The 25,529-nt window shown below is 48.9% G+C and carries 22 protein-coding genes and 1 pseudogene; 15 read left to right on the forward strand and 8 right to left on the reverse strand.

Annotation, left to right across the window (positions count from 1 at the left end; all coding sequences use genetic code 11):
• Positions 1 to 307 precede the first annotated feature (307 nt).
• Together KDW_RS26695 and KDW_RS26700 are read left to right on the forward strand one after the other, a co-directional pair.
• Positions 308 to 718, forward strand: coding sequence for a TraR/DksA family transcriptional regulator (locus tag KDW_RS26695; protein ID WP_151758958.1), 411 nt, complete (start codon positions 308 to 310; stop codon positions 716 to 718).
• Positions 719 to 967: 249 nt separating this feature from the next.
• Positions 968 to 2,593 (forward strand): hypothetical protein, encoded by a 1,626-nt coding sequence (locus tag KDW_RS26700; RefSeq protein WP_233097923.1) that lies wholly within the window; start codon positions 968 to 970, stop codon positions 2,591 to 2,593.
• 361 nt (positions 2,594 to 2,954) lie between these two features.
• Here KDW_RS26700 and lipP1 read toward each other — a convergent pair whose 3' ends face one another.
• Positions 2,955 to 3,905, reverse strand: a complete 951-nt coding sequence (lipP1, locus tag KDW_RS26705) for a LipP1 family hormone-sensitive lipase (protein WP_151758960.1) — start codon at positions 3,903 to 3,905, stop codon at positions 2,955 to 2,957.
• Between the two features lie 97 nt (positions 3,906 to 4,002).
• On the reverse strand, positions 4,003 to 4,980 hold the full coding sequence (locus tag KDW_RS26710; RefSeq protein WP_151758961.1) for a LacI family DNA-binding transcriptional regulator: 978 nt from the start codon (positions 4,978 to 4,980) through the stop codon (positions 4,003 to 4,005).
• Between the two features lie 174 nt (positions 4,981 to 5,154).
• Here KDW_RS26710 and KDW_RS26715 point away from each other — a divergent pair, with 174 nt between their 5' ends.
• The 3 genes from KDW_RS26715 (at position 5,155) to KDW_RS26725 (ending at position 10,120) form a co-directional block, all read left to right on the forward strand.
• Positions 5,155 to 6,174: an MFS transporter gene (locus KDW_RS26715; protein ID WP_151758962.1), complete on the forward strand. Its 1,020-nt coding sequence runs from the start codon at positions 5,155 to 5,157 to the stop codon at positions 6,172 to 6,174.
• 51 nt (positions 6,175 to 6,225) lie between these two features.
• Positions 6,226 to 7,443 (forward strand): leucine-rich repeat domain-containing protein, encoded by a 1,218-nt coding sequence (locus KDW_RS26720; protein WP_162005640.1) that lies wholly within the window; start codon positions 6,226 to 6,228, stop codon positions 7,441 to 7,443.
• 244 nt (positions 7,444 to 7,687) lie between these two features.
• Positions 7,688 to 10,120 carry a reverse transcriptase domain-containing protein gene (locus KDW_RS26725; RefSeq protein ID WP_151758964.1) on the forward strand — a complete coding sequence of 811 codons (2,433 nt, stop codon included), beginning with the start codon at positions 7,688 to 7,690 and terminating at the stop codon, positions 10,118 to 10,120.
• 215 nt (positions 10,121 to 10,335) lie between these two features.
• Here the strand turns inward: KDW_RS26725 and KDW_RS26730 are convergent, their stop codons facing one another.
• Positions 10,336 to 10,776 carry a VOC family protein gene (locus KDW_RS26730; RefSeq protein WP_151758965.1) on the reverse strand — a complete coding sequence of 147 codons (441 nt, stop codon included), beginning with the start codon at positions 10,774 to 10,776 and terminating at the stop codon, positions 10,336 to 10,338.
• A gap of 452 nt (positions 10,777 to 11,228) precedes the next feature.
• On the opposite strand from KDW_RS26730, the gene KDW_RS26735 reads away from it, so the two are divergent.
• The 7 genes and pseudogenes from KDW_RS26735 (at position 11,229) to KDW_RS26765 (ending at position 17,139) form a co-directional block, all read left to right on the forward strand.
• Complete coding sequence (locus KDW_RS26735) at positions 11,229 to 11,738, forward strand: hypothetical protein (RefSeq protein ID WP_151758966.1); 510 nt, start codon at positions 11,229 to 11,231, stop codon at positions 11,736 to 11,738.
• Positions 11,739 to 11,956: 218 nt separating this feature from the next.
• Positions 11,957 to 13,017, forward strand: a pseudogene (locus tag KDW_RS26740) (alpha/beta hydrolase).
• A 174-nt stretch (positions 13,018 to 13,191) separates the two neighbouring features.
• The gene (gene lspA / locus KDW_RS26745) at positions 13,192 to 13,800 is read left to right on the forward strand and encodes a signal peptidase II (RefSeq protein ID WP_162005641.1); all 609 of its coding nucleotides are present in this window, start codon (positions 13,192 to 13,194) and stop codon (positions 13,798 to 13,800) included.
• Positions 13,793 to 14,746 carry an RluA family pseudouridine synthase gene (locus tag KDW_RS26750; RefSeq protein ID WP_151758968.1) on the forward strand — a complete coding sequence of 318 codons (954 nt, stop codon included), beginning with the start codon at positions 13,793 to 13,795 and terminating at the stop codon, positions 14,744 to 14,746. The genes lspA and KDW_RS26750 overlap by 8 nt, the downstream gene beginning before the upstream one ends.
• Before the next feature lie 179 nt (positions 14,747 to 14,925).
• Complete coding sequence (locus KDW_RS26755) at positions 14,926 to 15,426, forward strand: GtrA family protein (protein WP_162005642.1); 501 nt, start codon at positions 14,926 to 14,928, stop codon at positions 15,424 to 15,426.
• 72 nt (positions 15,427 to 15,498) lie between these two features.
• Positions 15,499 to 16,062, forward strand: a complete 564-nt coding sequence (locus KDW_RS26760) for an MOSC domain-containing protein (RefSeq protein ID WP_151758970.1) — start codon at positions 15,499 to 15,501, stop codon at positions 16,060 to 16,062.
• Between the two features lie 120 nt (positions 16,063 to 16,182).
• Positions 16,183 to 17,139 (forward strand): phosphotransferase family protein, encoded by a 957-nt coding sequence (locus tag KDW_RS26765; protein ID WP_162005643.1) that lies wholly within the window; start codon positions 16,183 to 16,185, stop codon positions 17,137 to 17,139.
• 64 nt (positions 17,140 to 17,203) lie between these two features.
• Here the strand turns inward: KDW_RS26765 and KDW_RS26770 are convergent, their stop codons facing one another.
• The gene (locus KDW_RS26770) at positions 17,204 to 17,953 is read right to left on the reverse strand and encodes a COG4705 family protein (protein WP_151758972.1); all 750 of its coding nucleotides are present in this window, start codon (positions 17,951 to 17,953) and stop codon (positions 17,204 to 17,206) included.
• A gap of 603 nt (positions 17,954 to 18,556) precedes the next feature.
• Between KDW_RS26770 and KDW_RS26775 the strand changes: the two genes are divergently transcribed.
• Positions 18,557 to 18,799: a hypothetical protein gene (locus tag KDW_RS26775; RefSeq protein WP_151758973.1), complete on the forward strand. Its 243-nt coding sequence runs from the start codon at positions 18,557 to 18,559 to the stop codon at positions 18,797 to 18,799.
• A 97-nt stretch (positions 18,800 to 18,896) separates the two neighbouring features.
• Here the strand turns inward: KDW_RS26775 and KDW_RS26780 are convergent, their stop codons facing one another.
• Positions 18,897 to 19,688 (reverse strand): hypothetical protein, encoded by a 792-nt coding sequence (locus KDW_RS26780; protein ID WP_151758974.1) that lies wholly within the window; start codon positions 19,686 to 19,688, stop codon positions 18,897 to 18,899.
• A gap of 345 nt (positions 19,689 to 20,033) precedes the next feature.
• Here KDW_RS26780 and KDW_RS26785 point away from each other — a divergent pair, with 345 nt between their 5' ends.
• A complete protein-coding gene (locus KDW_RS26785; protein WP_162005644.1) occupies positions 20,034 to 20,933 on the forward strand; it encodes an RDD family protein in 900 nt (299 codons plus the stop codon).
• Positions 20,934 to 20,985: 52 nt separating this feature from the next.
• Here KDW_RS26785 and KDW_RS26790 read toward each other — a convergent pair whose 3' ends face one another.
• From KDW_RS26790 to KDW_RS26800, 3 genes are all read right to left on the reverse strand, one after another.
• Positions 20,986 to 22,269, reverse strand: a complete 1,284-nt coding sequence (locus KDW_RS26790) for a GNAT family N-acetyltransferase (RefSeq protein WP_162005645.1) — start codon at positions 22,267 to 22,269, stop codon at positions 20,986 to 20,988.
• 114 nt (positions 22,270 to 22,383) lie between these two features.
• On the reverse strand, positions 22,384 to 23,244 hold the full coding sequence (locus KDW_RS26795; protein ID WP_151758977.1) for a S1C family serine protease: 861 nt from the start codon (positions 23,242 to 23,244) through the stop codon (positions 22,384 to 22,386).
• A gap of 63 nt (positions 23,245 to 23,307) precedes the next feature.
• The gene (locus tag KDW_RS26800) at positions 23,308 to 24,276 is read right to left on the reverse strand and encodes a TerC family protein (protein ID WP_151758978.1); all 969 of its coding nucleotides are present in this window, start codon (positions 24,274 to 24,276) and stop codon (positions 23,308 to 23,310) included.
• Positions 24,277 to 24,528: 252 nt separating this feature from the next.
• Here KDW_RS26800 and KDW_RS26805 point away from each other — a divergent pair, with 252 nt between their 5' ends.
• On the forward strand, positions 24,529 to 25,440 hold the full coding sequence (locus KDW_RS26805; protein WP_151758979.1) for a S1C family serine protease: 912 nt from the start codon (positions 24,529 to 24,531) through the stop codon (positions 25,438 to 25,440).
• Positions 25,441 to 25,529: the final 89 nt, after the last annotated feature.

The following is a 25,529-nucleotide window of genomic DNA, read 5'->3' on the forward strand; positions in this document are numbered from 1 at the left end:
CCGCTATTATAATCCTAAGCTCATCAACTATGAGTAGAATTTATGGTTTTTACCTGGTATGAATGGTTTTGATGAACCCTTCGCCAATCATAGTGACTTCCATTTGAGATAACATGAACATGTGTTAAAGGCCGCGCTTATGGATCAGGGTGATGTAAACTAGATATGAGGCAGAAGCTCGGTGCTCTACGTATATAGTGTAAAGAGCATAAACGCGTACCTGCGCTGTCTGGCAAGTTGGGAGGCCTGTGTGTGACATGGGGCGGGTGCGTGGGATGATAGATGAAGAAAGGATACAGAAAAAGTCATGGCTATAGATACAAAACAGATCAAAAAGCGTCTGGAAGAGACCCGTCAGGAACTGGAGGGCCATCTGAAAAGCCTGACACGGCCAAGTGCCGCTGACTACCTGACTGATCCGGCTAATGATGATTATCAGGACATTGAAGATGAGGCCGTAGATGAGCAGCAGGAGCAGCAGGATCGAGCCGTCAAATTCAATGAGCAGACGCAGCTGGATGATGTTAATGCAGCCCTGAAGCGTATTGAGAATGGCACCTATGGGCGTTGTGTGGTTTGCGGTCAGCCGATTCCTGAGAAGCGACTGGAGGCTATTCCCTGGGCAGCGCGTTGTGTCAAGGACGAAGAAGCTGCCGAGCAAGGTATGATCAGCAGAGATGAATTAAGTCAGGATACTGACGACACACGTTTCTCCTAGTTGTTGCTATCTCAGTACAGATCGAAAAGAAGAGTTTATTGCAGCCCCTATTGATGTGATCCCAATTACCTCTACGCATTAATAGGGGCATGGTCTTTGTACATACATTAATTCTAAGCGTAATGATAACAAAGATCGACATACCCCAAAATCATCTTGACGCGCTCTGATCTGTCCTCTACAATGAATACTTATCAATCTTCAAATATTTAGTGTACAGGGGAGAACTGAGCGGGTATGGGGTATGAAATGCAGCCCTCATTTTTGAGGCGCAGAGTGTTGGTGGCGGCGGCTCCGGATGATCGAAAGGCGATAGAACTGGTTAAAGTGATGCGCAGCCTTGGGTTAACGGTGATCATGGCCACAACGATTGGCCTGGCAGCGCAGGCGGACGAAGTAGCGGTTTGTGTGATCATTCTGCATCCAGATACGTGGCGTGGTACTCCCTCAATTATTACCGCCATGCGTCAGCATCCACGTCATATGATTCCGGTCCTGGAAGCGCCGATGAATCTGCCCCGGGGATCATGGGCCATCGAGCCATTCTACCTGATGGATGCCCCTCTGGAAACCGCCAGAGCCCTGGTTGGGCTGATTCGCCAGCATCTTCAGACCATGCTCGAACATGAGCAAGCTATGAGTCTCCAGCAGACGCAGTTACATCCCTGGTTGCGCTCTCCCGATGCCTGTGCCCCCACCTTCCCACCCCCAAAAAAGCCTGTTTCCAACCTGCTCCACTATTTGTTGCTCAGCTGGCCACTGGCCTTTGTGCTCTGCGTCAGTTTTCTGGCCTATTATTTTTTTCAGCTCAATGCAACTATTAATACCCAGGCCAACACGACCCCGACCGTTGTCAGTACCTGGCGCGATCACCCTTATAGCGTTGCTGTGCCTGGTGTCGGGTGTGATCCAGGTAGCGCTGATTGGATTCTTTCAGGTGCCTATAAAGAGCAGCCCATCGAGCCCGCTGAATCTAAAGCAGGCAGAGCCACTCCTCCTGCTCAATTGATCCAGGATAAGTCTATCATCTCAACCTGTCAGCAAGACGGAGCGCTACTGACCCACATCAGTCATTATGACACTTTTGCCAGTATGATCTTTGCCAGTAAAGGGCTACCCTTGCCGCAGCATTACGCTACTCAGATTACAGCTACATCCGTGAACACCAGTCCAGCCGCCGTTTTCAAGTTTGGGGTACGTGATCAGAGTGGGTCTGACATGAGTGGAACTGAGAGTGGCTATGGCAATGATGTGTTGCAGCTCGGGGTAAATGGTGCCTGGGAGCTTGTACGTTATGGCAATAGTAGCAACGCCGTCGAGAAGCGCTATGCTCGTGGTTTTGTCACGCCCGCCCAGAGCTATAAGCTCAGTGCTGACAGTAACGGACCCGTGATGTCCTTCTCCATTAATGATCAGCACATTGCCACTATTATTGATGCGGCCTATGCCGATAGCTATGGTATCTCCTTTGGTTTGCGCGATCCAGGAATCCACACACCTCCCAGCGTCCTCTTCTCCCATTTCTCTTATATGCCATTAGCCGCTACCTATGCAGGTACCCCGGAGGCCAGTGCGAGTGCTACCGCGCAGGCAATCAAGACAGGTATGCTTGCCACACCCTATATTGCCAGCGTACCCGGTTTTGGCTGTGATCCCGGGACCGGACAATGGCAACCGATCACTGAAGCCGACCAGCATATCAGTACACGTTGTACCGCCCATGGACTCAGTGTCGCCCAGAAACAAGGCATCAGGTCAGTAAGTCGGATCCCCTTCTACTGGCAGGACGGTAATTTTCCTACCAACTATCGGTTGAAAGTCACGGTTGATCTTAAGCGTTCCAACAATGCTGGGCTGGTCTGGCAACACGCATGAGTGGTGAGGGACTGGTTGGCTATACTGGCTTTGTCCGTAGCGATGGTAGCTGGAGCATGGTGCGCTATGATAGCGATGGAAGCCAGCATCAAATGGCCAGTGGGCGTGTGTCTCGCCAGACAAGCTATACTCTGGAAGCTGCCGTAGATGGTGAGATTCAAATTCTAAGTATCAATGGTGTCCGGGTAGCCTCCGTACCTGACACCGTCTTTAGTAGTACCGACCATGTTGAACTCCTACTTCTCTCCAATAGCCAGCACTCAGCAAGCACTATTATCTTCTCGAACTTCGTTTTTACGCGCAGCCAGTTATATAGTTATTATTGGTGGCCAGGATACTTGCGAATGGTTATATGCTTTAGTTATATATTATTATGCGCAAATGCAATTGCAAGGGCGGCTGTCACCTCTCTAAGAGCAACTTTACTCTGGTCAAAGACGGTAAACATACGAAAGAAGCTGTGAATCATACCGGGGTAGCGCGAGAGTTGCACCGGGACTCCGGATGCTTGCAGGCGTTGTGCGTAGTGTTCGGCCTCGTCGCGCACGGGGTCGTACTCGGCGGTAATAATCAGTGCGGGCGGTAGCTTACTTAAGTCTGTCGCTCGCAATGGAGAGGCATAGGGATGGTGGCTATTCTCTTTGTGAACAAGATACTGATCCCAGAACCAGATCATCTCATCTCTTGCCAGTCCATACCCATCCGCATAGGTCGTGTAGGAAGTTGTACCTGGTTCGTAGTAGTCGGTTTCGCCATAGATGATAACCTGAAAGCAGAGCTCTGGCCCGCCGTGGTCACGGGCCATTAAGGTTACTGCCGCGGTTAAATTTCCGCCCGCACTATCGCCTCCGACTGCTATATGTTGTGGATCGCCATTAAACTCATGGGCATGCTCGGCTACCCATTTTGTTGCTGCGTAGCAATCTTCCGGAGCGGCTGGAAACTTGTGTTCTGGCGCTAAACGATAGTCGACAGAGACGACAATACAGGGTGTCTGGCGGGCAAGCGCACGACACACAGGATCGCTGCCTTTGATGCTGCCAAAGACCCAGCCACCTGGATGAAAATAGAGTAAGACAGGAAATGGGCCTATGCCCTCTGGTGTATAGATACGGAGAGAGATATCTCCGCCAGGACCAGTGATGACGCGATCAGTGATGAGCGCGACTGTTTCGGGTTCTCCTGCCTGCTCGATAGCATTCTGCTCGGACAGAAGGCGTTGTTGCGCGAGCGAAAGTTCCGGTACTGGCTCTGCAGCGTTTATAGCTGCTATTTCGCGTAGATAAACGGTGACCTGTGGATCAAGTGGCATGGACCTGGCTCCTCTAACGATAAAATAGATTGGGCGTGTCGAAATCTAGCATCACACGTGTTTACAAGTTATCATTGGCAGATGCTGAGTGGTGATTTTACGCTGAGTCACGGACAATCAGTTTCAGCGATGCTGGCGGAACCTGCCTGGTTGGCTCGCCGCGACTGGCGGCCATGATGTTTTCGACCAGGGGATCCAGGGATTGCTGACGATCAAAATACATGGTGGTGAGTGCTGGAATGCTGAATTGGGCCAGCGGGATGTCGTCACAGCCAATAACCGCTGCTGTAGCTGGAATACTGATGCCTTCATCGATAAGTGCCGCCAGGACCGCAAAGGCGACCTCATCGTTATAGCAGCAGATCCCATAAGGGGATGGCTGGTGAGTCAGGAATTCTCTGATAGCTGTGCGGGCGGCTGGACGGGATGCAGGTACCACAAAAACCGGTGCCGGCTCAAGTCCATGTTCGCTACATCCCTGGAGGACACCCTTCAGGCGGGCCTGCACCAGGAATTGCACATCCTGGCGCTCGGGCGCGGCAAACACAATCTGCCGTTGACTGTGTCTGAGCAGATAATCAACCTGTGTTTTTCCCACCAGTTGTTGCATACCCTGATTATTCATCCCGGGCAGGATAGGTACCTGAAATTGTTGTAAGAAACTGGCAATTGCTGGATCCGTCTCGTCTCCATAGGATACAATCACGCCTGGGGTCACATTGGCGGAAGGATGGATTTTTGTGGCCAGTTGCTGGACCCCCACATAACTGATGAGCGTAAAGCCATGTTCGACCAGGCGGGCTTCCAGTTCTTTGAGTCCAAGCGCCAGACCTGGATCAACCTGCTCAAATGGTAAGACTGCCAGCACGATCTGGCTATGGCCTGCTCGCAGGATACGCGCGGGTGTAAACGGACGATAGCCAAGTTTTTCGGCCTCTCTAATGACGCGTTTACGTGTTTCTTCTGGAATACTCTGGCGTGGATCGTTGTTCAGGACATAGCTTACTGTGGCTCGCGAAACGCCGCTGGCTTGTGCTACATCGCTGCTGGTGATTCGTTGCTGTCCTTTTTCCATCGCAAATCCATTCCTCGCTGCCCTTTTTCCATTGCAAATTTCCTTGACATCCGCTCGTGCCTCAAGTATACTGTTACTTACACGTGTAAGTCAAATCTTTTTTAGCAGCGGGCTTACTTACACGTGTAAGTAAGCCCGCTGCTATTTGTATAGAAAGGAGCTGCGAATGAATATCTGGTCAGTTCATTCGGCTGGCAATGGGCCTTCTTTATCAATGTACCTCTGGGGATTATTGCTGTGGTTATGGCTCAGAAGCTCCTGCGTGAAACACCTGCGCAACCAGGAACGCGCTTTGATGTTCTCGGTTTCCTCACTGCTGCCAGTGGTAGTGCCATCCTGCTCTATTCGATCTCAGCGGTTAGCAGTGGTAGCGACATGCTCTGGAATAGCATATGTTTCATGCTTGGAATCATCCTGTTAAGCACATTTGCACTGATTGAACTCTCCAAAGCCCGGCGTGGGCAGCAACCGCTACTAGATCTGCGACGTTTTCGCGATCGCGCCTTTGGCTTTAGCGTACTTGCCCTGGTCTTTGTTGCCTTCATTCGCTTTGGTATTCTTTTCCTCATTCCTATCTATCTGCAAAATCTCCACCAGCAAAGTGCATTCCAGGCTGGACTCATCCAGGCGGCTCAGGCATTGAGTACACTGGCGATTCTGCCAATTGGAGGTCGACTGACTGATAAGCTTGGTCCGCGTCCAGTCGTGCTAGCTGGTTTGATCCTGATGACTGTGAGTGCTTTACTGATGGTGACTCTGGCTTTAGATACAGCCATCTGGCTGATCATGGGCATCTTGCTGTTGCTGGGGGCTGCCAACGCACTGGTCCAGCAGATTCCTGTAGCTGCCATGTCCAGGATTAAGAATGAGGAGCACAAAGAAATTGCCAACGGCTCAACGCTGGTAACAGTTCTGCATGCCACAGCAGCCCCGATGGGTGTAGCTATCCTTGCCAGCGTTGTGCAGGTGCGCAGTCAGCACTACCTGACCAGCCTGGGACTTCAGGGTCTGACAGGCAAGCTACTCCAGCATCAAAGCACCCTGCTGGGTATGCATGAAAGTTTTCTGATTGCTGCCAGTCTGGCAGTTGTTGCCTTCATCGTCATGTGTTTTGTACCAGGTAACAAAAAAAGAATCCGGCAGCAGTCCGAGCAACCAGAGCAAGCTGTAGTAGCAGAAGAACTGGCCATTTAGTGTCTGTGCCCTTTCTGTTATAATGGCGTAAAATGACAAAGGATGTTGAATATGTCTTTAAGCGAGAGGGCAGCTATCGTAGACCTGGAGCATACACTGCATGCAGGTGGTATGCTCCAGGCGGATCAGGAGTTACCAGTCTGGTCGTCTGACAGCTTGAATGGAGCAGGTCAGACGTGTGGGGTTTTCATAGAGGCTGGTGCCATTAGCGGACTCTGGCTACGCTATTGCGGCCTGACCGACCTGCCTGCATCGCCAGGCAATTTGCGGCAATTGAAGAAGCTCTATGTGGATGCCAATCAACTGACTGCCCTGCCGGACTGGCTGGGAAACATGCCAGAGCTAGAAGAGCTGCATGTTGATAGCAACCAGCTTACCAGCTTGCCAACAACGCTCTGGCAACTGCCGAAACTCAAAGTCTTATCACTTTATGGCAATCAACTGACTACATTACCTGCAGAAATAGGTCAGCTGACCCAACTTGAGTATCTTAGTGTTGGCAAGAACCAGTTGAAAGAGCTACCAGAAGAACTCTGGAAATTGAGGCGGCTACAATCCTTAAATGTCGCGGAAAACCAGCTAACTGTGATCTCTGAACACATCGGAGATCTACAACAGCTACGCACACTGGATCTAGCCCATAATCGTCTGACCTCGCTACCTGCGCGGTTAGGTGAATTAACGCAGCTCAAACACTATCTTTATCTTAGCAATAATCAGCTTACCACGCTTCAGGCTGATCTTTTTGAACGGCTCAATCGACTTCGTTACCTCAATATTACCGATAATCAGCTCACTGAACTACCAGCCAGTATCGGTCGACTCAGTAGCCTGCAAGAGCTCCGACTCTACAACAACCAGCTCGAAGTCCTGCCCGAATCCCTGGGAGAACTGACACTACTCCAGGAGATTCATCTCATGAATAACTGTCTGACCAGTCTGCCGGAAACTCTAGGGAAGCTAACAAATCTACATGAAATTCATATAGCCAGTAATCGTCTGGCGACATTACCCACATCGATTGGGAAACTGACACAATTAAGGACATTGGATTTAAGAAATAACCGTGTTGAAGTTCTGCCCGAAGATATTGGGAGCCTGGAACAACTTCGATGGTTGGATTTGCGAGCTAACCGATTAACCGTCCTGCCAGCGAGTCCTGGTCAATTAACGCAGCTAGAAAAACTAGACCTGCGCTGGCTCAAACTGACCGTGTATCCAGACTGGTTAGAACAACTCTCCCGACACGGCTGCCGTGTACTTCGTTAGTTAAGGAAACCATAACATATGTGCCTGATGTATATATGGTGCAACTATCATTAGATTCCACTATCTCTATTGCATGGTTGGTGAAAAATATGAAGACATAGTGAGATAAAGCAGGCAAAAGGCCTGAAATTATAGAAAATGTGAATATAAGTTGTTTTTCTACCGTTTTGTAGCTCTTGAAAAAGAAGAGTTAATGAGTACAGATGTTCTTGTAAACTTCTCGTAGAAAGATGAAAAATAGCTTATGATCACAAAAAACGAATATTTGATTGCACAAACGAAACTGCAAGAGCTACGTAGACAGCGGCCTCGGCTTGCCAGGGCTTATCGCGAACTTGAACAACAATTAGAACAAACTCCAACGACACTCCAACAACTGCGCTTGCTTTTTACAGGGCTGCGAAAAATTACCATGGCTGGTATTGCGCTTCATCCAGATGTCGCAAACCTGGAACCAATGCTTAACGGACTCCAACTCTCGGAGGAAACTATTGCATTCTGGCGTTCTCGTCTGACAAAAGAGCTACCGCAGGGTCGCTTACGTTCAGACTTGATCTATATTTTTGGTGCCTTACTCGAAGAATGGGTCCATGAAAAGAGCGAAGGTACAAATTCTCATCCTGTTGAAACCGAAATAAGTGCTCAACTCCTGGAAGCAGCCTGTCAGCCTACTGAAACTTTATCTGATTTCTCGTTGCTAGACGATCTTTTTGCTGAGCGCACATTAAAAGGAAAAAATATTGCCACACGCTTTCAGGCGTTAGCAAAAAACGTTTTGCGAGAACGTATTACCACCTCAGAACTAAAGGAGGTGCTTGAACATTTAAGTGTCAGCCCATTTTGCTCTGCTACTATCCACAGGCAAGCGAAGCACTTCTTGCAAGATAGCATTATGTGTAAAGAGATGGCTGATGCGTTATCGATTCAGTTAACCCATCTCAATGAATGGAACTGGCCTGAAGATGGTGTGAATTACTTTCCGTTCTGGACAATGAGTAAGTGGCGCCTATTTATCTCTTATGAACTCTTCACGATGTGCTTCCTGGAAGCTCTGGGAACACGTTTGCAAAATGTCTTTCAGGAATTTCTGTTAGTGGAATGTGCGGAACGCGATGAACAACTGCTGGCTATGTTAAAAGAACCTTCCCAGGATGACAATGAAGTCCTGTTCCAACAGACTCTCCAGCAATACAGGCTCGCTGATAGTGATATCTGGATAAATCTACTTTCACATCCCGATAGGGAGTTGACCTTCAAAGACTTTAAAGCATTTTTTAAACAACCCCCTTTTCATAGCTCGATTGTGGCTGTGCGACAACGCCTGCGCGAAAGGCTGCAGGGTGCCAGCACCACGCTTGATGGCTATGAATCTCGGCGTAAGGTTGATGGGATGAGGAGCACCCTGCAATTTATTAATACGGAGATTCAACTCGCGCGTGCAGCCTTTCCTGACACTCCTCTTTATGTGCTTAAACTTGATGTGAAAGATTTCTATCCTTCTCTTCCGCATGATCTCCTGATCGCTGTACTTGAGCGTTATGGTTTTTCGCCAGCAGATCTGGCTTTTTTTCGTACATTTTTAGAAGTGCAGGTACAGCGAGGAGACGAGAAGGCTTACATCTGGCGCGGTGTGCCGCTCCATCACCGTTTTTCGAATGTGTTGGGTGAAATGGTGTTAAAGCTTCTGGATCAGCATATCTTGCGCAATGCACGTGTACAGGTTATTCGTCTGGTTGATGATATTTGTATTCTGACACCGTATGCGGATGAAGCAGTCAAAGCCTGGCAAGCAGCACAGGAATTCTGCCAGCAGACTGGACTGACCCTTAACCAGGAAAAATGTGGTGCTGTCTGTATTGGTGGTAGCCTGCCTGAGCAGTTACCGCGCTCGCTTCCTTCCTGGCTGCTGTTAAAGCTCAATGAGCAAGGTGTATGGCAAGTTGATTTGGAGGGATTTGATACTTACCGCGAACAGGCGCGGCAACGAGTACTGCATTATCCATCGCTATTAACGCAGATCGAGGTCTATAATCTGCATGCCAAACATTTAATTCGCGCTACGGCCATGGATTCTGATTTAGGTGAAACTCATCGAAAAAGCATCGATGTGGTTGCAAGGAGGTTCCATCAAGCCTTCTTTGGCCAGGGACATGGTATTGTCGATGCACTGCACCAGGCAATCCGTGAGCGTTTCCTTGATAATGATATGAATATTACGCTGCCAGAAGCCTGGTTTTACTGGCCTATTACCGCAGGTGGTTGTGGTTTGACTCTAAGTATGATCACGGCTTCCGGATATGCAGAGCAGTGGGTTAGCGAGGATAAAAAGACGATACCAGCGAAACTTACTGCTACCTGGCAAAGAGCAGGAAATGATTGGGCATATTTTTATTCCTCTCATATCAATCATGTACCTATGAAGGCTCCAACTACTACTCCGGGTATGGAGGTGCTGGTAAACGATTTCATCCATCGGAGCAACGAACTGGGGTATCGCAGTCAACATACCCTGGGACCCTACTGGCGCTGGATAGTCTACATCTATGGTCCACAAATTATTGATCATCTGGGCACATTTCGTTTCTTGAATACAGAATTAGTGCCACTGCACATTATCTTGCAACAAGATCAATATGCAGCGGGAACTGGAGGTAATGATGGCGATGATCTCTTCTAAATAGCACAAACTCCAGCCCCACAGTCAGCCGAAGTTGTAGCTCTTCCAGTGTATGAAGCAAACGAGAGCTGTTCAGGTGATTAAATGACGGAAATTGTCGAAATGCTTTCTCATCCAATTGATTGCATTATTGAATGGAACATCTAGTTTTTGACAGATTTTTGTGCAGGGAGGATACCGATGTATTTTACGCTTTCTCGGTGTCCTCTCTGGGGTTACTGGATGCAGAATTCGTTGTTTTCGGGATCGGCCATGGTGATCCCGAAATCGCCGAATTCTTCGCAGCGGTAGAGTTCGCGGGCTCCGAGTTTGGTGAGGTGCTCGACTTCAGCAATGGTGCGTTGTTTACGCTCTTCAGGGGAAGCCGTCTCTTGTCCATGCAGGCCAACGTTAATATCCAGGTGAACACGGTTTTTGACGGTTTTGGCTTCGGGAACATGCTGGAAGAAAATGCGTGGTCCCTTTCCCTCTGGATCCACGATGGCGGATGCTTTATTCCACTGATCTTCGGGAATGTGTTGCGCCTGTAAAAAAGCTGGCCATGAGTCGTATCCCTTAGGAGGATCCTGGATCTTGTAATGTAGGACCTCAGCCCAGAATGCCGCTAGCTTTGTTGGATCAGTACAATCGATGGCCACCTGTACAGATAATCCCATGCTTGTTTGCTCCTTATGATACTATTTTGCTTTCATGTTCTCTATATGAGCCAGTATAATGCTGAAACTGGACATATTCGTTCCTCTTTAAGGATCATTTATTAACCTATTCAGAAATATGTTGTCAGCAGAGTGGAGTTAGGCTTGCCAATGCAGGCATTGAAGTGCTTCACAATGAAACACTTACTGTATTTTTGTCGTTTCTCTCTTTAGATGCTGTGTATTGCGTTGATAGTTGTGAGACCTTTTTGGCCGCTCATGAGTATTAATGTAGGAAGAGTTTTTTATTCCTGTAGCTATGAAGACAGCAGCATCTGTTATCACGCCAGGATGTGTGGGTGGGCTTTTGACATGTATCTTCTTCCATTCGTCATACTACAGAGATAGTGTATTATGGAATATATTTCTTTGTCGTATCCCGTATATACAGTAAAAAAAGCAGGGGGAGCTTGATGGATAGACACCTGGGCGCCAGAATGGTTTTTCGGGTCGAGATTGCGCCAGAGGATGAACTTAATACCGATGTGTCGGTTATTTATGCCTTTGGTGACGAATTCAGGCATTTGCTACAGCATCATGGTTATGCGTTTGTCTCTGTCTATACTGGTAAGTTGGGAGGGAACAATCGTCGCTATCAGGTAGCGGCGGATAGCGAGCAATGTGATCTGCAACAGAAAATGCAGCCTGATCTCTTCCAGCAATTGAACTTTCTGCTCTGCGCCGCCGGTTCGATTGTGCATATCCTCTTTCAGGCTGGCAAGCGCACGGTTCAACCTCCAGGATTCCTCAGAGTAGCTTTGACGCTAGGTGATATTGAAGTGCCAGTGGTCCCTCTTGATGTTGAAGACGATGAACGCATTGCCACGCTGGTTACTTATATCCTGGCCAAACATCAGTTGCAATACCTCCCCGAGCCTCAGCAGATTCGCATCCTTGGTAAAGTTATCTCATCCCGGAGCTAGCCGGACCTGTACTTTTCCGACCAAGAAAAGCAGTCACCCGGCTCCTGAAATGCTGCTGGTATTGATTGATCAATACAACAGGCGCTAAAAATGATACAATTGAGCGTATCAATCCCTCATTGCTCATCTTTCCTGAAATGGTTTTCATGGACATGCCAGGGCTGGCATATATACACCGCTTGTATTATCAATGCGAGTATTCCAAGGAGAGTACACCTATGAGTGCAGCACTATTTCTTCCAGGTATAGTTCAGAGTACTGTGCAGACGGATCGCCTGACTGTCGCTTATTTGCAGGCAGGAGCAGGAGAAGTGCCCATTGTACTTGTGCATGGCAATTGTTCTTCTTCGCTCTTTTTTCAGGATTTCATGTTGCAGTTGGCGGCTGCCGGTCGCTACACTATTTATGCTCCAGATATGCGCGGCTACGGAGATAGTGAAACATTGCCAGTAGATGCCACGCGTGGCGTACGCGATTATGCTGATGACCTGGCCGCGTTTGTCAACGCGCTACATCTTCCCAGTTACCATCTGTTTGGCTGGTCCCTGGGGGGAATGTCGTGATGCAATATGTCATTGATCATCCTGGTAATGTGCGTTCATTGACCTTGCAGGCGCCCGGGTCGCCATTTGGATTTGGTGGTACCAGAGATGCACAGGGGACACCCACCTGGCCGGACTTTGCCGGTAGCGGAGGCGGCACCGCTAATCCTGATTTTGCGCAGCGCCTGGCCAATCAAGACCGCACCAGTGATCAGAGTTCGCCACGTACCGTCATGAATACCTTCTACTTTAAGCCACCATTTCGGGTCGCGCCCGACCGTGAAGAAATCTATCTGACCAGTATGCTCTCCACAAAGATTCATCCAGGCAATTATCCAGGAGACATGGTGAGTTCGCCAAACTGGCCGCTGGTCGCTCCGGGAACGCAGGGAGTGAATAATGCTCTGGCGCCAAAGTATTTACATCAGGCTGACTTCGCGGACATGAGTACACAGATACCTGTGCTCTGGCTCCATGGAGCAGACGACCAGATTGTGTCCGACACCTCAGTCTTTGATTTAGGTTTTCTTGGGCAAATAGGAGCTATTCCTGGCTGGCCCGGGGCGGATATCTATCCGGCGCAACCCATGAAAACCCAGGTACGTACCGTGCTTGAGCAGTACAGAGCCAACGGCGGAAGCTATCAAGAAGTTGTCTTGTCCGATTGTGGACATTCGCCACATATCGAAAAGCAAGACGAGGTTCTCACATTGTTTACAAACTTTATTGATAGGTAACCAATCTGAAGAAATTTCTAGCGATTGACAGCAGTCTGGCTGCGACCAGGCGTTAGAAAAGCCAGACTGCCGATATCATACAGATAGAGAGCACGTTTTTCTTGATAGCGTGTGGTACAATAGGCATGCCCAACTGGCGAATCAACTTGTCAAGGAAAGAAGGAAAAGGGAATCGTGCCTCTTAAACGCGCGCGTCTGTATGATGTCCTGGCATTGTGTACGGCGATCATTGCCATTGTTCTGGACCAATGGACCAAGTCTCTGGTTGTCCGCAATATGGCTGTTGGTAGTCAGATGCCGTTTCCTGTCCTTGGACACTACCTGGTACTCGACTATATTCATAATTCAGGAGCTGCCTTTGGTATGTTGTCCGGTGGAAATGGCTCAATCGTGCTCGCTGTCTTGATTGCCGCTGCCATTCTGGTTGTCTGCACCCTCTACGCGAGAATGATCAATACCGGCCCTCTGGCATATAAAATCGTCTTTGGCTTGATCCTGGGGGGCGCTACTGGCAACTTGCTTGATCGCATCATCCACAGTGGTTATGTGGTCGATTTTGTCTCCTTCCGTATTCCTGAGATCAATTATTACTTTGCTATTTTTAACGTCGCCGATGCCTGTATCTCGGTCGGTGTCATCTTGCTGTTCATCATGGTCCTCTTCGGAGGTGTGAAGCGTGATCATAAAGAGCCACATCATGCGGCCAGTGAGCCGGATGTAGAAGGTGAAGCGTTAAAAGAAACTTCTGCGGTAAAAAAACCTAAATCGGAGCACAATGAATAACGACACATCATCCTCAACAGTACAAACACAGTGGACGATCACCGACGAGCAGGCGGGCACGCGGTTAGATCGTTTTTTAGCTGCGCAGATCAGCGAGCTATCGCGTAGCGCGATCCAGCACTTGATCACCGATGGCTCGATCCTCATCAATGAGAAAGCCACCTCCAAAACAGGCTATGCCCTGCGGCTCAACGACAGCGTGCGCGTCTTGAATTTTGTTCCCTCCTCGGCGGTCAAAAATGTGGTACCCCAGGCCATGCCGCTCGATATTGTCTATGAAGATGTCGATTTTCTGGTCCTGAATAAAGTTGCAGGCATGGTTGTGCATCCTGCTCCAGGACATCATGAGGATACTCTGGTGAATGCCCTGGTGGAACGTTATCCCGAGTTACGCAGCCAGGAAGCAGACCTGCGCCCCGGCATTGTGCATCGTCTGGATCGTGATACATCAGGACTCCTGATTGTGGCTAAAAATCTGCGTACCCAGGCTGCCCTGATTGAGCAGATGAAGGCGCACCAGATCGAGAAGCGCTACCTGGCCCTCGTCGAAGGTGTTATTGCTCTGGAGCGTGGTAGCATTGAGGCACCGATTGGCCGTGATCCTCGCAATCGCCAGCAGATGACGATCACCTCCATTGACAGTAAGGATGCGATTACTCACTTTAAAGTTGAGGAGCGCTTTCAGCACCACACGCTGGTCCTGTTGCAATTAGAGACTGGACGCACCCATCAGATCCGCGTCCACCTCAAAGCCATCGGACATCCCGTGGTTGGCGATCCTACCTATGGCACCAATCGCCTGCGCTATGGGATCACCCTCAAGCGTCAGTTCCTGCATGCTTATCAACTGCGCTTCCTGCATCCCACCACTGGTGAAACCATCGAGCTCGAAGCTCCACTTCCATCTGATCTACAGAGCGTTCTCGACCAGCCTGAGCATCTCTAATACATAAAAAAGCTCCCATCCGAAATCAATCGGATGGGAGCTTTTTGCTGCCGAATTTGAAGCATTGATCCAGACAGGTGAAAATGGTAGCCAAAATGGTGGTTTGCTTGCGAGAAACATGTTGACATGCTAGGATAGGCGCATATCTCGTCTAAATTGTAGTTAAGGAATATATGCATATGATTGCTTTGATCCAACGGCTATTTAAAATACGTATTATTCGTTATGGTCTGGTAGGTGGCGTTGGCATACCAATCAACGTAGCAGCCCTCTACATATTTCAATTGCTTCTGAGTAATTTCCACCTCACTTTTAACTTTAACCTGACAGGTCATCCGATGACGGTGAACGCGCTCTACGCCCTGGCTTCAGCGTGTGCCTTTGAGGTAAGTACCATCATCAATTTTGTACTTAACCAACTCTTTACCTATCGTGAGCAAAAGATCGAGGGATGGCATTGGATGCGTCGTATTGCCAAAGCCCAGTTGACCAGCCTTTCCGCGTTATCACTCTCCTTTGCTATTGGTCTGATACTCGTCTACGGACTGCATGTGAATGAATATATTGCCAACCCGATTGGTATCATTCTCGTGTTTGTCTATAACTTCTTTATCTCGAAAAGATTTGTGTTTAAGCCAACCACAGCGCTGAATCCTGATGTCAACGTTCAGGCAAAATAAGGACGAAGCAAGAAGCAGGCTGCTTTCAATTCTGGCGCATGTTTTTATGGATGAATATCAGGAAGATATTTGATGGAAAATAAAAAGGAATTTGCCGGTGGCGTAGTGGTCGCGGTAAGTCGTAATCCAGAACATACTTTTAGCAAGCCGAAGCGCGAAAGCATCCACCTCATGGCAGGTTTAGGGGTTGAGGGAGACACACATCTGGGTAAGACAGTCCAGCATCGCTCACGTGTGGCGATTGATCCGACCCAACCCAACCTGCGTCAGGTTCACCTGATCCATTCCGAACTCCACACTGAATTACAATCTTCCGGCTTCCAGGTGTCAGCGGGCCAGATGGGAGAGAATATTACCACGCAGGGTATTGATCTACTGGCTCTGCCAACTGGCACGCGCTTGCATCTGGGCGAGCATGCCGTGGTTGAAGTGACCGGCTTGCGTAATCCCTGTCTCCAACTGGACCGCTTTCAGCCAGGACTGATGTCAGCGGTCCTCGGGCGTGACGAGCACGGTAATCTTATCCGTAAAGCTGGCATCATGGGCATTGTACTCATCGGCGGTGCAGTGCGCCCCCATGATCCGATCCGCATCGAGCTTCCACCAGAACCATACCAACCCCTGGAGCGGGTTTGAGGTGAGATTAGGAAGTTATGAGATCAAAGGTGTAACCTTACAGCAGGTCGGCTATGGCTGGCTAGATATCACGCAACTCAAGCCTGCTTATTGATGTTTTGTATTTTCGAAGGAGAAACAGTGCCACTAGAACCTATTGATAGGCTACAACTCGAGACGTTGGTCAACCAGATCTTTTCCAGGCAGCCAATACAGGTAGAGCGGATGGCTGAAGGCTCTTCTACGTTTGTGTATCGCATTGTCTATCCAAATGAGCTCTTTTATCTACGTATCTTGCCAGAAGAAAACGCAAGTTTTGCTCCTGAGGTCGCTGTACATACACGTCTGCGGCAGATGCAGGTTAAGGTGCCAGAGGTGATCTACTTTGAGCATTATAATGAACAGTTACAGCGGTCAATCATGGTTACCACCGAAATCAAGGGTCGCTCGATCAGCCAATCTGGGTTCCTGGACAAGCAGGAAATGCACGCTATTCTTGTGGAAGCAGGACAAGATCTGGCATATATCAATGGCGTGCCTGTCGATGGTTTTGGCTGGATTGCACGTGAGCAGCCAGATACAGAGCTTCTGCGAGCGCCATGGTTGACGCACCGCACCTTTGCGCTTGAATATTGGGAGGCAGATCTGGCCTTTTTGGCGAGAGACACCCTCCATGCTTCAGAGATTACTCTCCTTGAGCATATTCTTGCCCACTACGACGCCTGGCTGGATTGTGAGCAGAGCTACCTGGCGCATGGAGATTTTGATACAACTCATATTTATCAGCAAGATGGTCGATACACTGGCATTATCGATTTTGGGGAGATTCGTGGAACCAACCGTTGGTACGATCTGGGTCATTTCCATATGCGTGATGGTGAAGCTCTGCCCGATCTAGTATTGCCAGGACTCATTGAAGGCTATGGAGAGAGCATCCCGCTTCCATCAAACTATGAACAGTCTCTTTGTTTTACCAGTATTTTGATTAATGTGCGTGCATTGGCAAGGAGCCTACAAAAGCGTCCTGCTAATCGCTATACACTGCATCAACTGAGTGTCCTGAGGAAAGATCTGGCTGTATTGCGATTTTTCCTGTGAAACATATGTTTAGCAGTTTATATGAAAGAAAAAATATATCGTAAGAAAATACGGGAGAATAACATCATATTTCGTGCGCATCGTTTATGTTGACAATGGGTGAGCGGCGGGTAAAGAGGATAAATAGTATAAGGATGGATGCGAGGATCAAGGATGATCCAATCGTGCCAAAACCAAGCCCACCTTTTACTTTTGTTTTGGTCAGTAGATCTCCCATAGTGGCACCAAATGGACGCGTGAGGACGAAGGCAAGCCAGAATAAGAGGGTTTTAGAGATGGTGGTGAAGAAAGTGGCCAGGATGATGAGTCCCAGTAAAATTGAGATGAAGAGTACACCTCCGGCGAAACCAAGATGGGAATCATCGGCCAGGAAATCGCCGAGAGCGGTGCCCAAAGTATTTGAAAATAAGATGGCCGTCCAATAGATTAATTCAACTTTAAAGGTTGTGATGTTGTTGACTGATAATGACGCTGTACTCAGACGCCAGCAGGCAAAAATGATTAGCAAGATCGTACACAAAATAAGTGAACCCCGCGCGTAGCCCAGCCCTAGCGTGCGATCCATAAAATCTGACATGGTGGTGCCGGCTGTGCTGGTGGCAAGAATGACAGTCCAGTACAGGAATGGGTGATAGCGCTTCGAGAGCAGTTGTGAGATGAGCGCGATGAAAAACAGGCTGATCAAAATAATTGAACTCAGTGCATAACCTACATTCATGGTCATGGATAAGAGGTCGCCCGCCGTTTCCCCCAGGGTAGTAGCGCAAATCTTCATGATCCAGAAATAAAGAGTGATTTCAGGAAATTTCTTCAAAGGTATCTCCAATCGCATCAAGCTTGTATGTCGGGAGGTGGTAACTCAGTTTGGCTTTAAATCTTTTTGAGTGTACATGCTATCTTTTTACAGTATATGAATGTGATCAACAATCAAGCAATTAATTTGAGCTAGCTTTGGAATTTGTATGGAAGAAGATTAAAGTGAGATGAGATCACACAAATTATCTATTTCTTCTTTAACAGAATAATTGCCAGTAAAATACGATAAACTCATTGAACATGTTGAATGCTTGTGATGTGAAACTTCGCTTGCCCATAAAATTGCACAGGATGTTATAATTGCGCACCAGCCCTGTCCGCAGGATGAAGCAGGCCCATGAGGTGATCCGGCCTGGAAATGTATATGGAGATTGCCTATATCTACTCAGACATGCTGAATACGCTCTCCCGTTAGTTGACTGCAAATAGCTAAAAATATAGCAAAGGCCACGCAAGCTAGCGAAAATTTGTAAATAGTTTTGAAATGCTGACTTGACTGCTAATCGTTTTTAGCGTACTACTATTCTGTCGATAGTTTTCAAGCCATGTAACGCCTACAAGTTGAAGCTTAAGCATTGATGGAAAGGTACGGTTGAGCTACATGTTGAACAAAAAACCTACTTTTGCAAGTGTCTGTTTACCAGAAGCCAGTGAATTTATAGTAGAACTAACAGACACTGATCTGGACGCAGTTATCGGCGGCGCTGGCTATGCAGCCCTGGATGGGCCTGATGGCATGACAATGGAGAAATATTACAGGCTGAGAAAATTTATCAAGGCTGTCTGCAAGTGCATAACAAAAGAGCTGAAAGAGATGGACGGGATGGACGGGATGAATCAGTAACGCACCTCCCATAGTCCAGGAATGGCGTTGTAGTGACCGTGCCCTTTACATGAGTGGAGAGGGCACGGCCCATTTTATGGTGGATATGTGGTCTGACTCATTTATCAGGCAGATCCAGGTGTGTCTGGGGTGGCCGTTTCCAGATGATACCAAGCAGGCCGCCGATAAAGGCAAAAATGAATTGAGAGAGCAGGGCGGTGATGGCTGCGGCTACGCAGGTGCAATAACTGGCCAGATAATTGAGCGGAAATGGGAATGAGCCATCTGGCGGGAAGGCCTGATAGAGGGAGTTGTCTGGTGGCTGTGCCCCCACCACAAGGGGAGCATGATAGATCAAGGCAACCACGCCCGAGGTTATCAATGCCGAGATAAAAGCCGCCAGCAAGGCACTGATATATCCCTGAACAACCGAATTCGTGCGTCGAGTGACCCAGAAAGCACAGACACCATAGCTGAGCAGGCTGAGCACGGCATGGATAACCAGCAGCAGGAGGGATTGGGACCGTGGCCCATGGGACATCATATGTCCACTTGCCATACCCGGCATAATCAACGCCTCCATTACCACCGTCGAAGCCGTAAATGGTAACGGGAGCATCAACAGTAGCCCCAGAATAATACCTTGTCCGATGCCAAACATCGTGCCAATGCGTAATGGTTCGCTGGCGCTATGCTCATTCTTCTGCGCAAAATATCCCAATGCCAGATACCCCAGTAATGGAAGCATGACCAGTAACGCTGAAAACTGCGGCTGATCAAATGGCTCGCTCGTGGTCAGTGAAACCACCACACTCAGTCCAACCAGGAGCACCTGAATAAAAGCAACCACATAGATCACCCGCCCATACCACGGTCGACTGCCAGCACGTTCAAGAAAAGAGGATAACATATGAGTTCATTCCTTTGTGTTTCAGTAGTGCAGGGATAAGAATTTTATCCCTGCATAGAGCATAATACATTAGCATATGCTTGTGGTGCTTGAGGTGACCTATTTGCTATTATGGATAGATAAATTCATGAATATTAATAATATGTTATACAAGTATTCAATACGTTTACTATGTCCGTATGTATCATACTAGATTGATACGGCATTTATAGTTATCAGGACTAAAAGCTTTTGATAAATATGCTATATGTACGTCTGTCTATAATTGTTACGAGTATTTTATGCTAGTAATGTGTATATACTCATTTAAAATGAGCATAATCAGCAATGGGAAGGAATCCATATATGAACTCGAATGTTTCCTCCACTTTACCCAGGGACCGGGTAGAGCAAAATAGATATGTGCAGCTACGCAGGCTGGGTGCTGGCATCATTGATATGATTGCCGTTTCCTATATTCAGATTTGGGTGAATAATATTTTTGGGTATATCCCGGATGCTAAAAACGCTCATGAGGTGGTATATGGAGGTGGCTGGGGGTATATCGCTTCGGCAGTACCGGTGGTTGACACTATCTGGTTGTTGACGTGCGTGGTGGTGTATTTTTTTGTGCAGGAGGCTCTTTTTAGTACGACTCTGGGAAAGACAATAGTGGGGGTGTGTGTGGTGGATATCCATGGTAGACCTATATCGGTGCGGGCTGCATTGATTCGCAATGTGGTACGCCTTGTGGATGCGTGGCCTAACTGGTATATCGTGGGAATCATTGCGGCACGCATGTCACCAAATTATCAACGCCTGGGGGATAGAGTGGCACGCACCTATGTGATCGCTGTCGCTGATCGACCGACTATCCATGTTTCCTTTACTTTTGTCTGGTTGCGCCTGGGACTGATAAGTATGTTATTTGCCGTAATGGTTGGAAGTGCCTGGGGGTTTATCTATACCAGGCAACCAGTGCTGGTCATTCAGGATTGGCGAACTATTAATAATATGTATGGATCTAATCCCATAACACCAACGCCAGCTTGTGGTCAGGTTGATCGACCATTTAACGACTATGTGTTAAGTGCACCGATTGAGCAATATTGGTTAAAAGATCCGCACTGGGGAAATGGCACGGTGACCTATCCAATTGTCTATCGGCTAGCCGGTCAGGAAAAAACCTGTGATGGTACCATTACACTCAAATGGCAGGGTCCGTTTTCGGAGCGCTGGGAAGTTGTGAATGTAAAGGTACCTTAGTCTGGTTCCGCTGGCTGTGTGCATCGCTCAAAGTTATGCACACGGCATGTTGTTAAAATCTGTCGGTGGTGCTGATCCAGGTGTGCCCGGCAGGGAAGAGTTGGTTGAGCACGGACAGGACCTCGTTGGAAAGTTGTTGGGGCTGCTGTGTGAATATCCATGAGACTGGACGGTAGCCGAAAACCAGCTGGGTGAGGTGCTGCGGTGAGCATTGGAACGTAATCGCTGATGGAGATGGCGTTGTGCTAAGCCGGAGCTGGTTACCAGTGATATTCAGGGCAACGTATTCGTCGCCAATGGCAAAGTGGATTTCGCCTGACCAGTGAGCGAGCGAACGTTGCCAGCGAGCCTCAAGCTCTGGTAGCATAGCGTTGAAGAGCGTGGGTAAGTGGGCAATGCGCCCCATCCAACCAGCAAAGCGATGATGGAACTGCGAACCGCGCACTCCCCATTCCTCGGAAGGATCTTCCCAGTGGGAGGTATCCGGTACTTCCAGTTGATCAATGCTGCGATACAGTTCATCCGAGGTGGGTGGTAGATAATAGATATGGCTCGCTGGAGCCTCGGGTCCATCGGTGAGATGTACATGGGCCTGCATCAGCGCGATTTGCGCGGACCAGTTATCCGCTGCGATCTCAAGCGTATGTGTAGCGGCTGGCTCACGAGAGGCGATCAGATAGCCTTCGACTTTTCCGGCAGGTGAATGTGCGAGCAAGATCGTATTCTGGCTGTAACGGTCACGTAGCAGTGCTTCCAGTTTCTCACGTGAACGCTCAAAGCTGGCAGTGTAACTGCCCAGGCGGCGCTCGTACAGGTCGCGAATGGATTGAGCATCCTCTAGTGTGGCCTGTTGGACCGTGTAATCACTTCCTGCATGGGCCAGAATCGCGGCACGATTGATATCATAGGCAGTTACATCGAAGACATCGGTATAGCCGTAGCGATAATAGAAATTGGGGATACCATCCAGTAGTAGCAGGCTATGACCCTCGTCGTGTGCAATCTGGATAGCATCATGCATCAGCGCACTGGCGACGCCCTGTTTGCGCGCTGCAGGATCGACTACAACCGAGCCGATACAGGCCGTAGAGATACGCGCTGCACCCATACGTAAAGTCCATTTATAGAGTGCATAGCCGCCAACCTGTGTATTGTTGAGGAAAGCCCCACGTAATTGCCGTGACATAAAATTCGGCTGTGTGAAGGCCTGCTGACCTCTGTTCCGTGCCCTGGTGGGATCGGGGGTTCCTGAAAACGCCTGATCAGACCAGATGAACTGCTGCTCCATTTCCTCCTGAGTAGTAAGCGGACGGACAATAACTGATGATAAGGCCATATATGCTAATCCTCCAATGCATAGTGCGCCATGCATCCTTTGCTGGCGCTAATATGTTTAAGCGTAACACTGTGAGGATCGCTACGTCAATGCGCAACTTGTGTCGCATTTTTTTTAGCTCATTTTGCTATGTTTGATCAATTGTGGCGCAATAACTTTGACACGGTTTGAAGGGATGGCGAAACCAACACCATTGGCTGGCGTCTTAGTTTCAGGATTGATGGCTGCCAGCGTCGGGATGCCAATCAACTGTCCATGCATATCTACCAGCGCCCCGCCACTGTTACCAGGATTAATGGGCGCATCCGTCTGAATTGCGCCGGACAGCATCTGTCCATTGTCGCCGTTAGCTACATTGCGGTCCAGAGCACTGATGATGCCGTTAGTGACTGTCTGTGTAATCCCGAGTGGATTCCCGATCGCCATTACATCCTGGCCTACACGTAACTTTGAGGAATCTCCCAGCGTGGCTACTGAAAGCTTGACCTGTGCAGGATCAACCTGTACCACGGCCAGATCCTCGGCCGCTGAACCGCCGACCAGGCTACCCATCACGGCCTGTCCGGTTGCGAACACCACCTGGACGCTTTGTCGGCCCTCCACCACATGGTTATTGGTGATAATATAGCCGCGTCGATCGATGACTACACCTGAGCCGACACTATTATTGCTGGAGCCACTGACATTGATTTGCACTACTGCTGGTTCAACACTGGCAATGACCTGTTCACGTAACGCTTCGCGATCATCCCCATCTGGTCCTGCGGCATTTCCTGTTTGCAGGTCGCCGAGTATTCCCCTATCAGCGAACTGCCAGCCCGCCAGCATGCCTCCGCCAAAGACAATTGCTAGCAGGAGTGCGCAAATGGCGATGATACCAGACGTGAGCGACCTTTTAGCTGGAGGATCAGGTCTGGAAGGACCCGCTAGCGTATTTTGTGCGGCAAACTGTTGATCTTCATCTGGTCCATACATAGAGCGGCGCTCCTTCCATAATAGAGATCCATGGTACAGGCCTGCCTGTACAACTCTGGTGAGCTAGACTTTTTCTGCCCTTTCCACATCTCCCTGTCTGGTCCCTGCCAGGCGGCGTGAGCGGATTACCGAGGCCACAATGGCGATGACCAGTACCAGCGCAATGAAGAGTAGCGAGGCATAGGTCGGGATGTGTATGTGGAGTAAGCCGGGCAAAAGCATCTTGACTCCAACGAAACATAAGATGACGGCCAGGCCAGTTTGCAGGTAGTAGAATTTGTGGATAATGTTGGCAAACACAAAGTACAACGAGCGCAGGCCCAGGATGGCGAAAACATTTGAGGTATAGACAATAAAAGGATCCGTGGTCACTGAGAAGATGGCAGGGATCGAGTCAACCGCAAAGAGCAGGTCGCTAGTCTCGATTACCAGTAGCACCAGCAACAGTGGCGTAATCATTTTACGTCCATTACGCCTGACCACAAAATGATCCTTCTCGAATCCCTCGGTGACCGGCAAGAAGCGGTGCACAAACTTGACCAATGGATTATTTTCTGGGTGTACCTCGGATTCTTTTTGTACGCCCATTTTGATACCGGTGAAGATCAAGAAGGCACCAAAGAGATAGATGATCCAGTGGAACTGTTCAATCAGCACCGAGCCAACGCCAATCAGGGCACCACGCATTAGCAGAGCACCAAGAATACCCCAGAAAAGCACGCGGTGTTGATAGGCAGGCGGAACGCTGAAATAGCTGAACAGCAGCACAAAGATGAAGATGTTATCCACGCTCAGCGATTTTTCAATCAAGTAACCTGTGAGAAACTGTAAAGCGACCTCGCCGCCGCTGACAAAGTACAGTCCCAGATTAAAAAGCAAGGCCAGCGAGATCCAGACGACGCTCCAGATGAGCGCCTCCTTGATTGAAACAGCATGTGATTTGCGATGGAATACACCTAGATCTAAGGCCAGTAATACCAGCACAAACAGGTTGAACCATACCCATGGCCAGACGCCTGTTGTTAATGTCATCTATCTCTCCTATTTTTTGCTTGCTTTTTCTCAATTTAAGATAAGTACAACAATTTGTTCGAAGTACCGGACAAGTGCTCAAGCTATTTAAAGCCATGATATTTCGTATTCAGGGGAAGAAATCAACCTCACCTGTCAATTTTTCCAGGTAAATTCCTGGTGAAATTGGCGATGTAAGCTGGTCAGCCATCGCGTATAGTATGCATACACGATCAATTGTTGTTCATAATTGTCCAAAGGAAAACTTCTACTATGGAAGACACGAAGTACGATCCGTCATTGTTACGTTCACTCTCGAATCAGATGGCGGATGCGGTTGAGCGGGTGAATGCATCGTTGGTGACTGTGCATGGTCGCTCACGCCAATCGGCGAGTGGTCTGGTGGTTGCACCTGATCTTGTCGTTACAGCGAGTCATATACTAGAACGTGAGAATGACTTAAAAATCCAATCGCACCAGCAAACCGAGTTCTCAGCGACCCTGGTTGGTCGTGATGCAACGACTGATCTGGCGCTTTTGCGTATTAAAGACCTGAACCTTCTGGCAGCCGTAGCGGCCAGTGAGCCAGCCCGTGTTGGACAACTGATCCTGGCTGTAGGGCGTCCTTCGGAAGATGGACCGATGGCCAGTTCCGGTATTGTCAGCGCTCTCGGTGGTCCGGTACGTACCGGACAGGGTAGTGTGCTGGAGCGCTATATCCGCACAGATGCCACGCCGTATCCCGGTTTTTCGGGTGGTCCTTTAGTGGATACCCAGGGAGCCGTGCTTGGCATATTGACCACTGGACTCTCCAATGGTATTCCGCTAGCAATCCCGATGGCCCAGGTGCAGACGATTGTGGATGCCCTGGCGCAGCAAGGATATATCAAGCGTGGTTACCTTGGTCTGAGCAGCCAGCTTGTTCATCTACCTGAAGCCCAGCGTGCTGGCCGTGAACAGGAACACGGACTCCTGATTGTTAATGTTGAGAAGGATAGTCCGGCTGAAAAAGGTGGCCTGCTACTCGGTGACATTCTGGTCAGCCTGGATAGTCACACGGTGAGTGATACCGAGGATCTCCAATTGCTCCTGACCGGTGAGCGTGTTGGTCAGGCATTAGCGGTCGAAGTCATTCGTGGCGATGCGATCCAGACCCTCTCGATTACCCCGGGACAACGCAAATAGGTAGGCACTGGATAATACGTGTTCATCACACACATGGAATGTTTTAGTCAACGCGTGGTATGCGGAAGAAGAACTGGTTCCACACTTCT

This window comes from Dictyobacter vulcani, from assembly GCF_008974265.1.
Lineage (GTDB): Bacteria > Chloroflexota > Ktedonobacteria > Ktedonobacterales > Ktedonobacteraceae > Dictyobacter > Dictyobacter vulcani.

Coding starts and splice junctions, on each gene's coding strand:
- KDW_RS26695 (WP_151758958.1), top strand. CDS start 308: ATGGCTATAGATACAAAACAGATCAAAAAGCGTCTGGAAGAGACCCGT.
- KDW_RS26700 (WP_233097923.1), top strand. CDS start 968: ATGCAGCCCTCATTTTTGAGGCGCAGAGTGTTGGTGGCGGCGGCTCCG.
- lipP1 (WP_151758960.1), bottom strand. CDS start 3,905: ATGCCACTTGATCCACAGGTCACCGTTTATCTACGCGAAATAGCAGCT.
- KDW_RS26710 (WP_151758961.1), bottom strand. CDS start 4,980: ATGGAAAAAGGACAGCAACGAATCACCAGCAGCGATGTAGCACAAGCC.
- KDW_RS26720 (WP_162005640.1), top strand. CDS start 6,226: ATGTCTTTAAGCGAGAGGGCAGCTATCGTAGACCTGGAGCATACACTG.
- KDW_RS26725 (WP_151758964.1), top strand. CDS start 7,688: ATGATCACAAAAAACGAATATTTGATTGCACAAACGAAACTGCAAGAG.
- KDW_RS26730 (WP_151758965.1), bottom strand. CDS start 10,776: ATGGGATTATCTGTACAGGTGGCCATCGATTGTACTGATCCAACAAAG.
- KDW_RS26735 (WP_151758966.1), top strand. CDS start 11,229: ATGGATAGACACCTGGGCGCCAGAATGGTTTTTCGGGTCGAGATTGCG.
- KDW_RS26750 (WP_151758968.1), top strand. CDS start 13,793: ATGAATAACGACACATCATCCTCAACAGTACAAACACAGTGGACGATC.
- KDW_RS26755 (WP_162005642.1), top strand. CDS start 14,926: ATGATTGCTTTGATCCAACGGCTATTTAAAATACGTATTATTCGTTAT.
- KDW_RS26760 (WP_151758970.1), top strand. CDS start 15,499: ATGGAAAATAAAAAGGAATTTGCCGGTGGCGTAGTGGTCGCGGTAAGT.
- KDW_RS26775 (WP_151758973.1), top strand. CDS start 18,557: ATGTTGAACAAAAAACCTACTTTTGCAAGTGTCTGTTTACCAGAAGCC.
- KDW_RS26780 (WP_151758974.1), bottom strand. CDS start 19,688: ATGTTATCCTCTTTTCTTGAACGTGCTGGCAGTCGACCGTGGTATGGG.
- KDW_RS26785 (WP_162005644.1), top strand. CDS start 20,034: ATGAACTCGAATGTTTCCTCCACTTTACCCAGGGACCGGGTAGAGCAA.
- KDW_RS26790 (WP_162005645.1), bottom strand. CDS start 22,269: ATGGCCTTATCATCAGTTATTGTCCGTCCGCTTACTACTCAGGAGGAA.
- KDW_RS26795 (WP_151758977.1), bottom strand. CDS start 23,244: ATGTATGGACCAGATGAAGATCAACAGTTTGCCGCACAAAATACGCTA.
- KDW_RS26800 (WP_151758978.1), bottom strand. CDS start 24,276: ATGACATTAACAACAGGCGTCTGGCCATGGGTATGGTTCAACCTGTTT.
- KDW_RS26805 (WP_151758979.1), top strand. CDS start 24,529: ATGGAAGACACGAAGTACGATCCGTCATTGTTACGTTCACTCTCGAAT.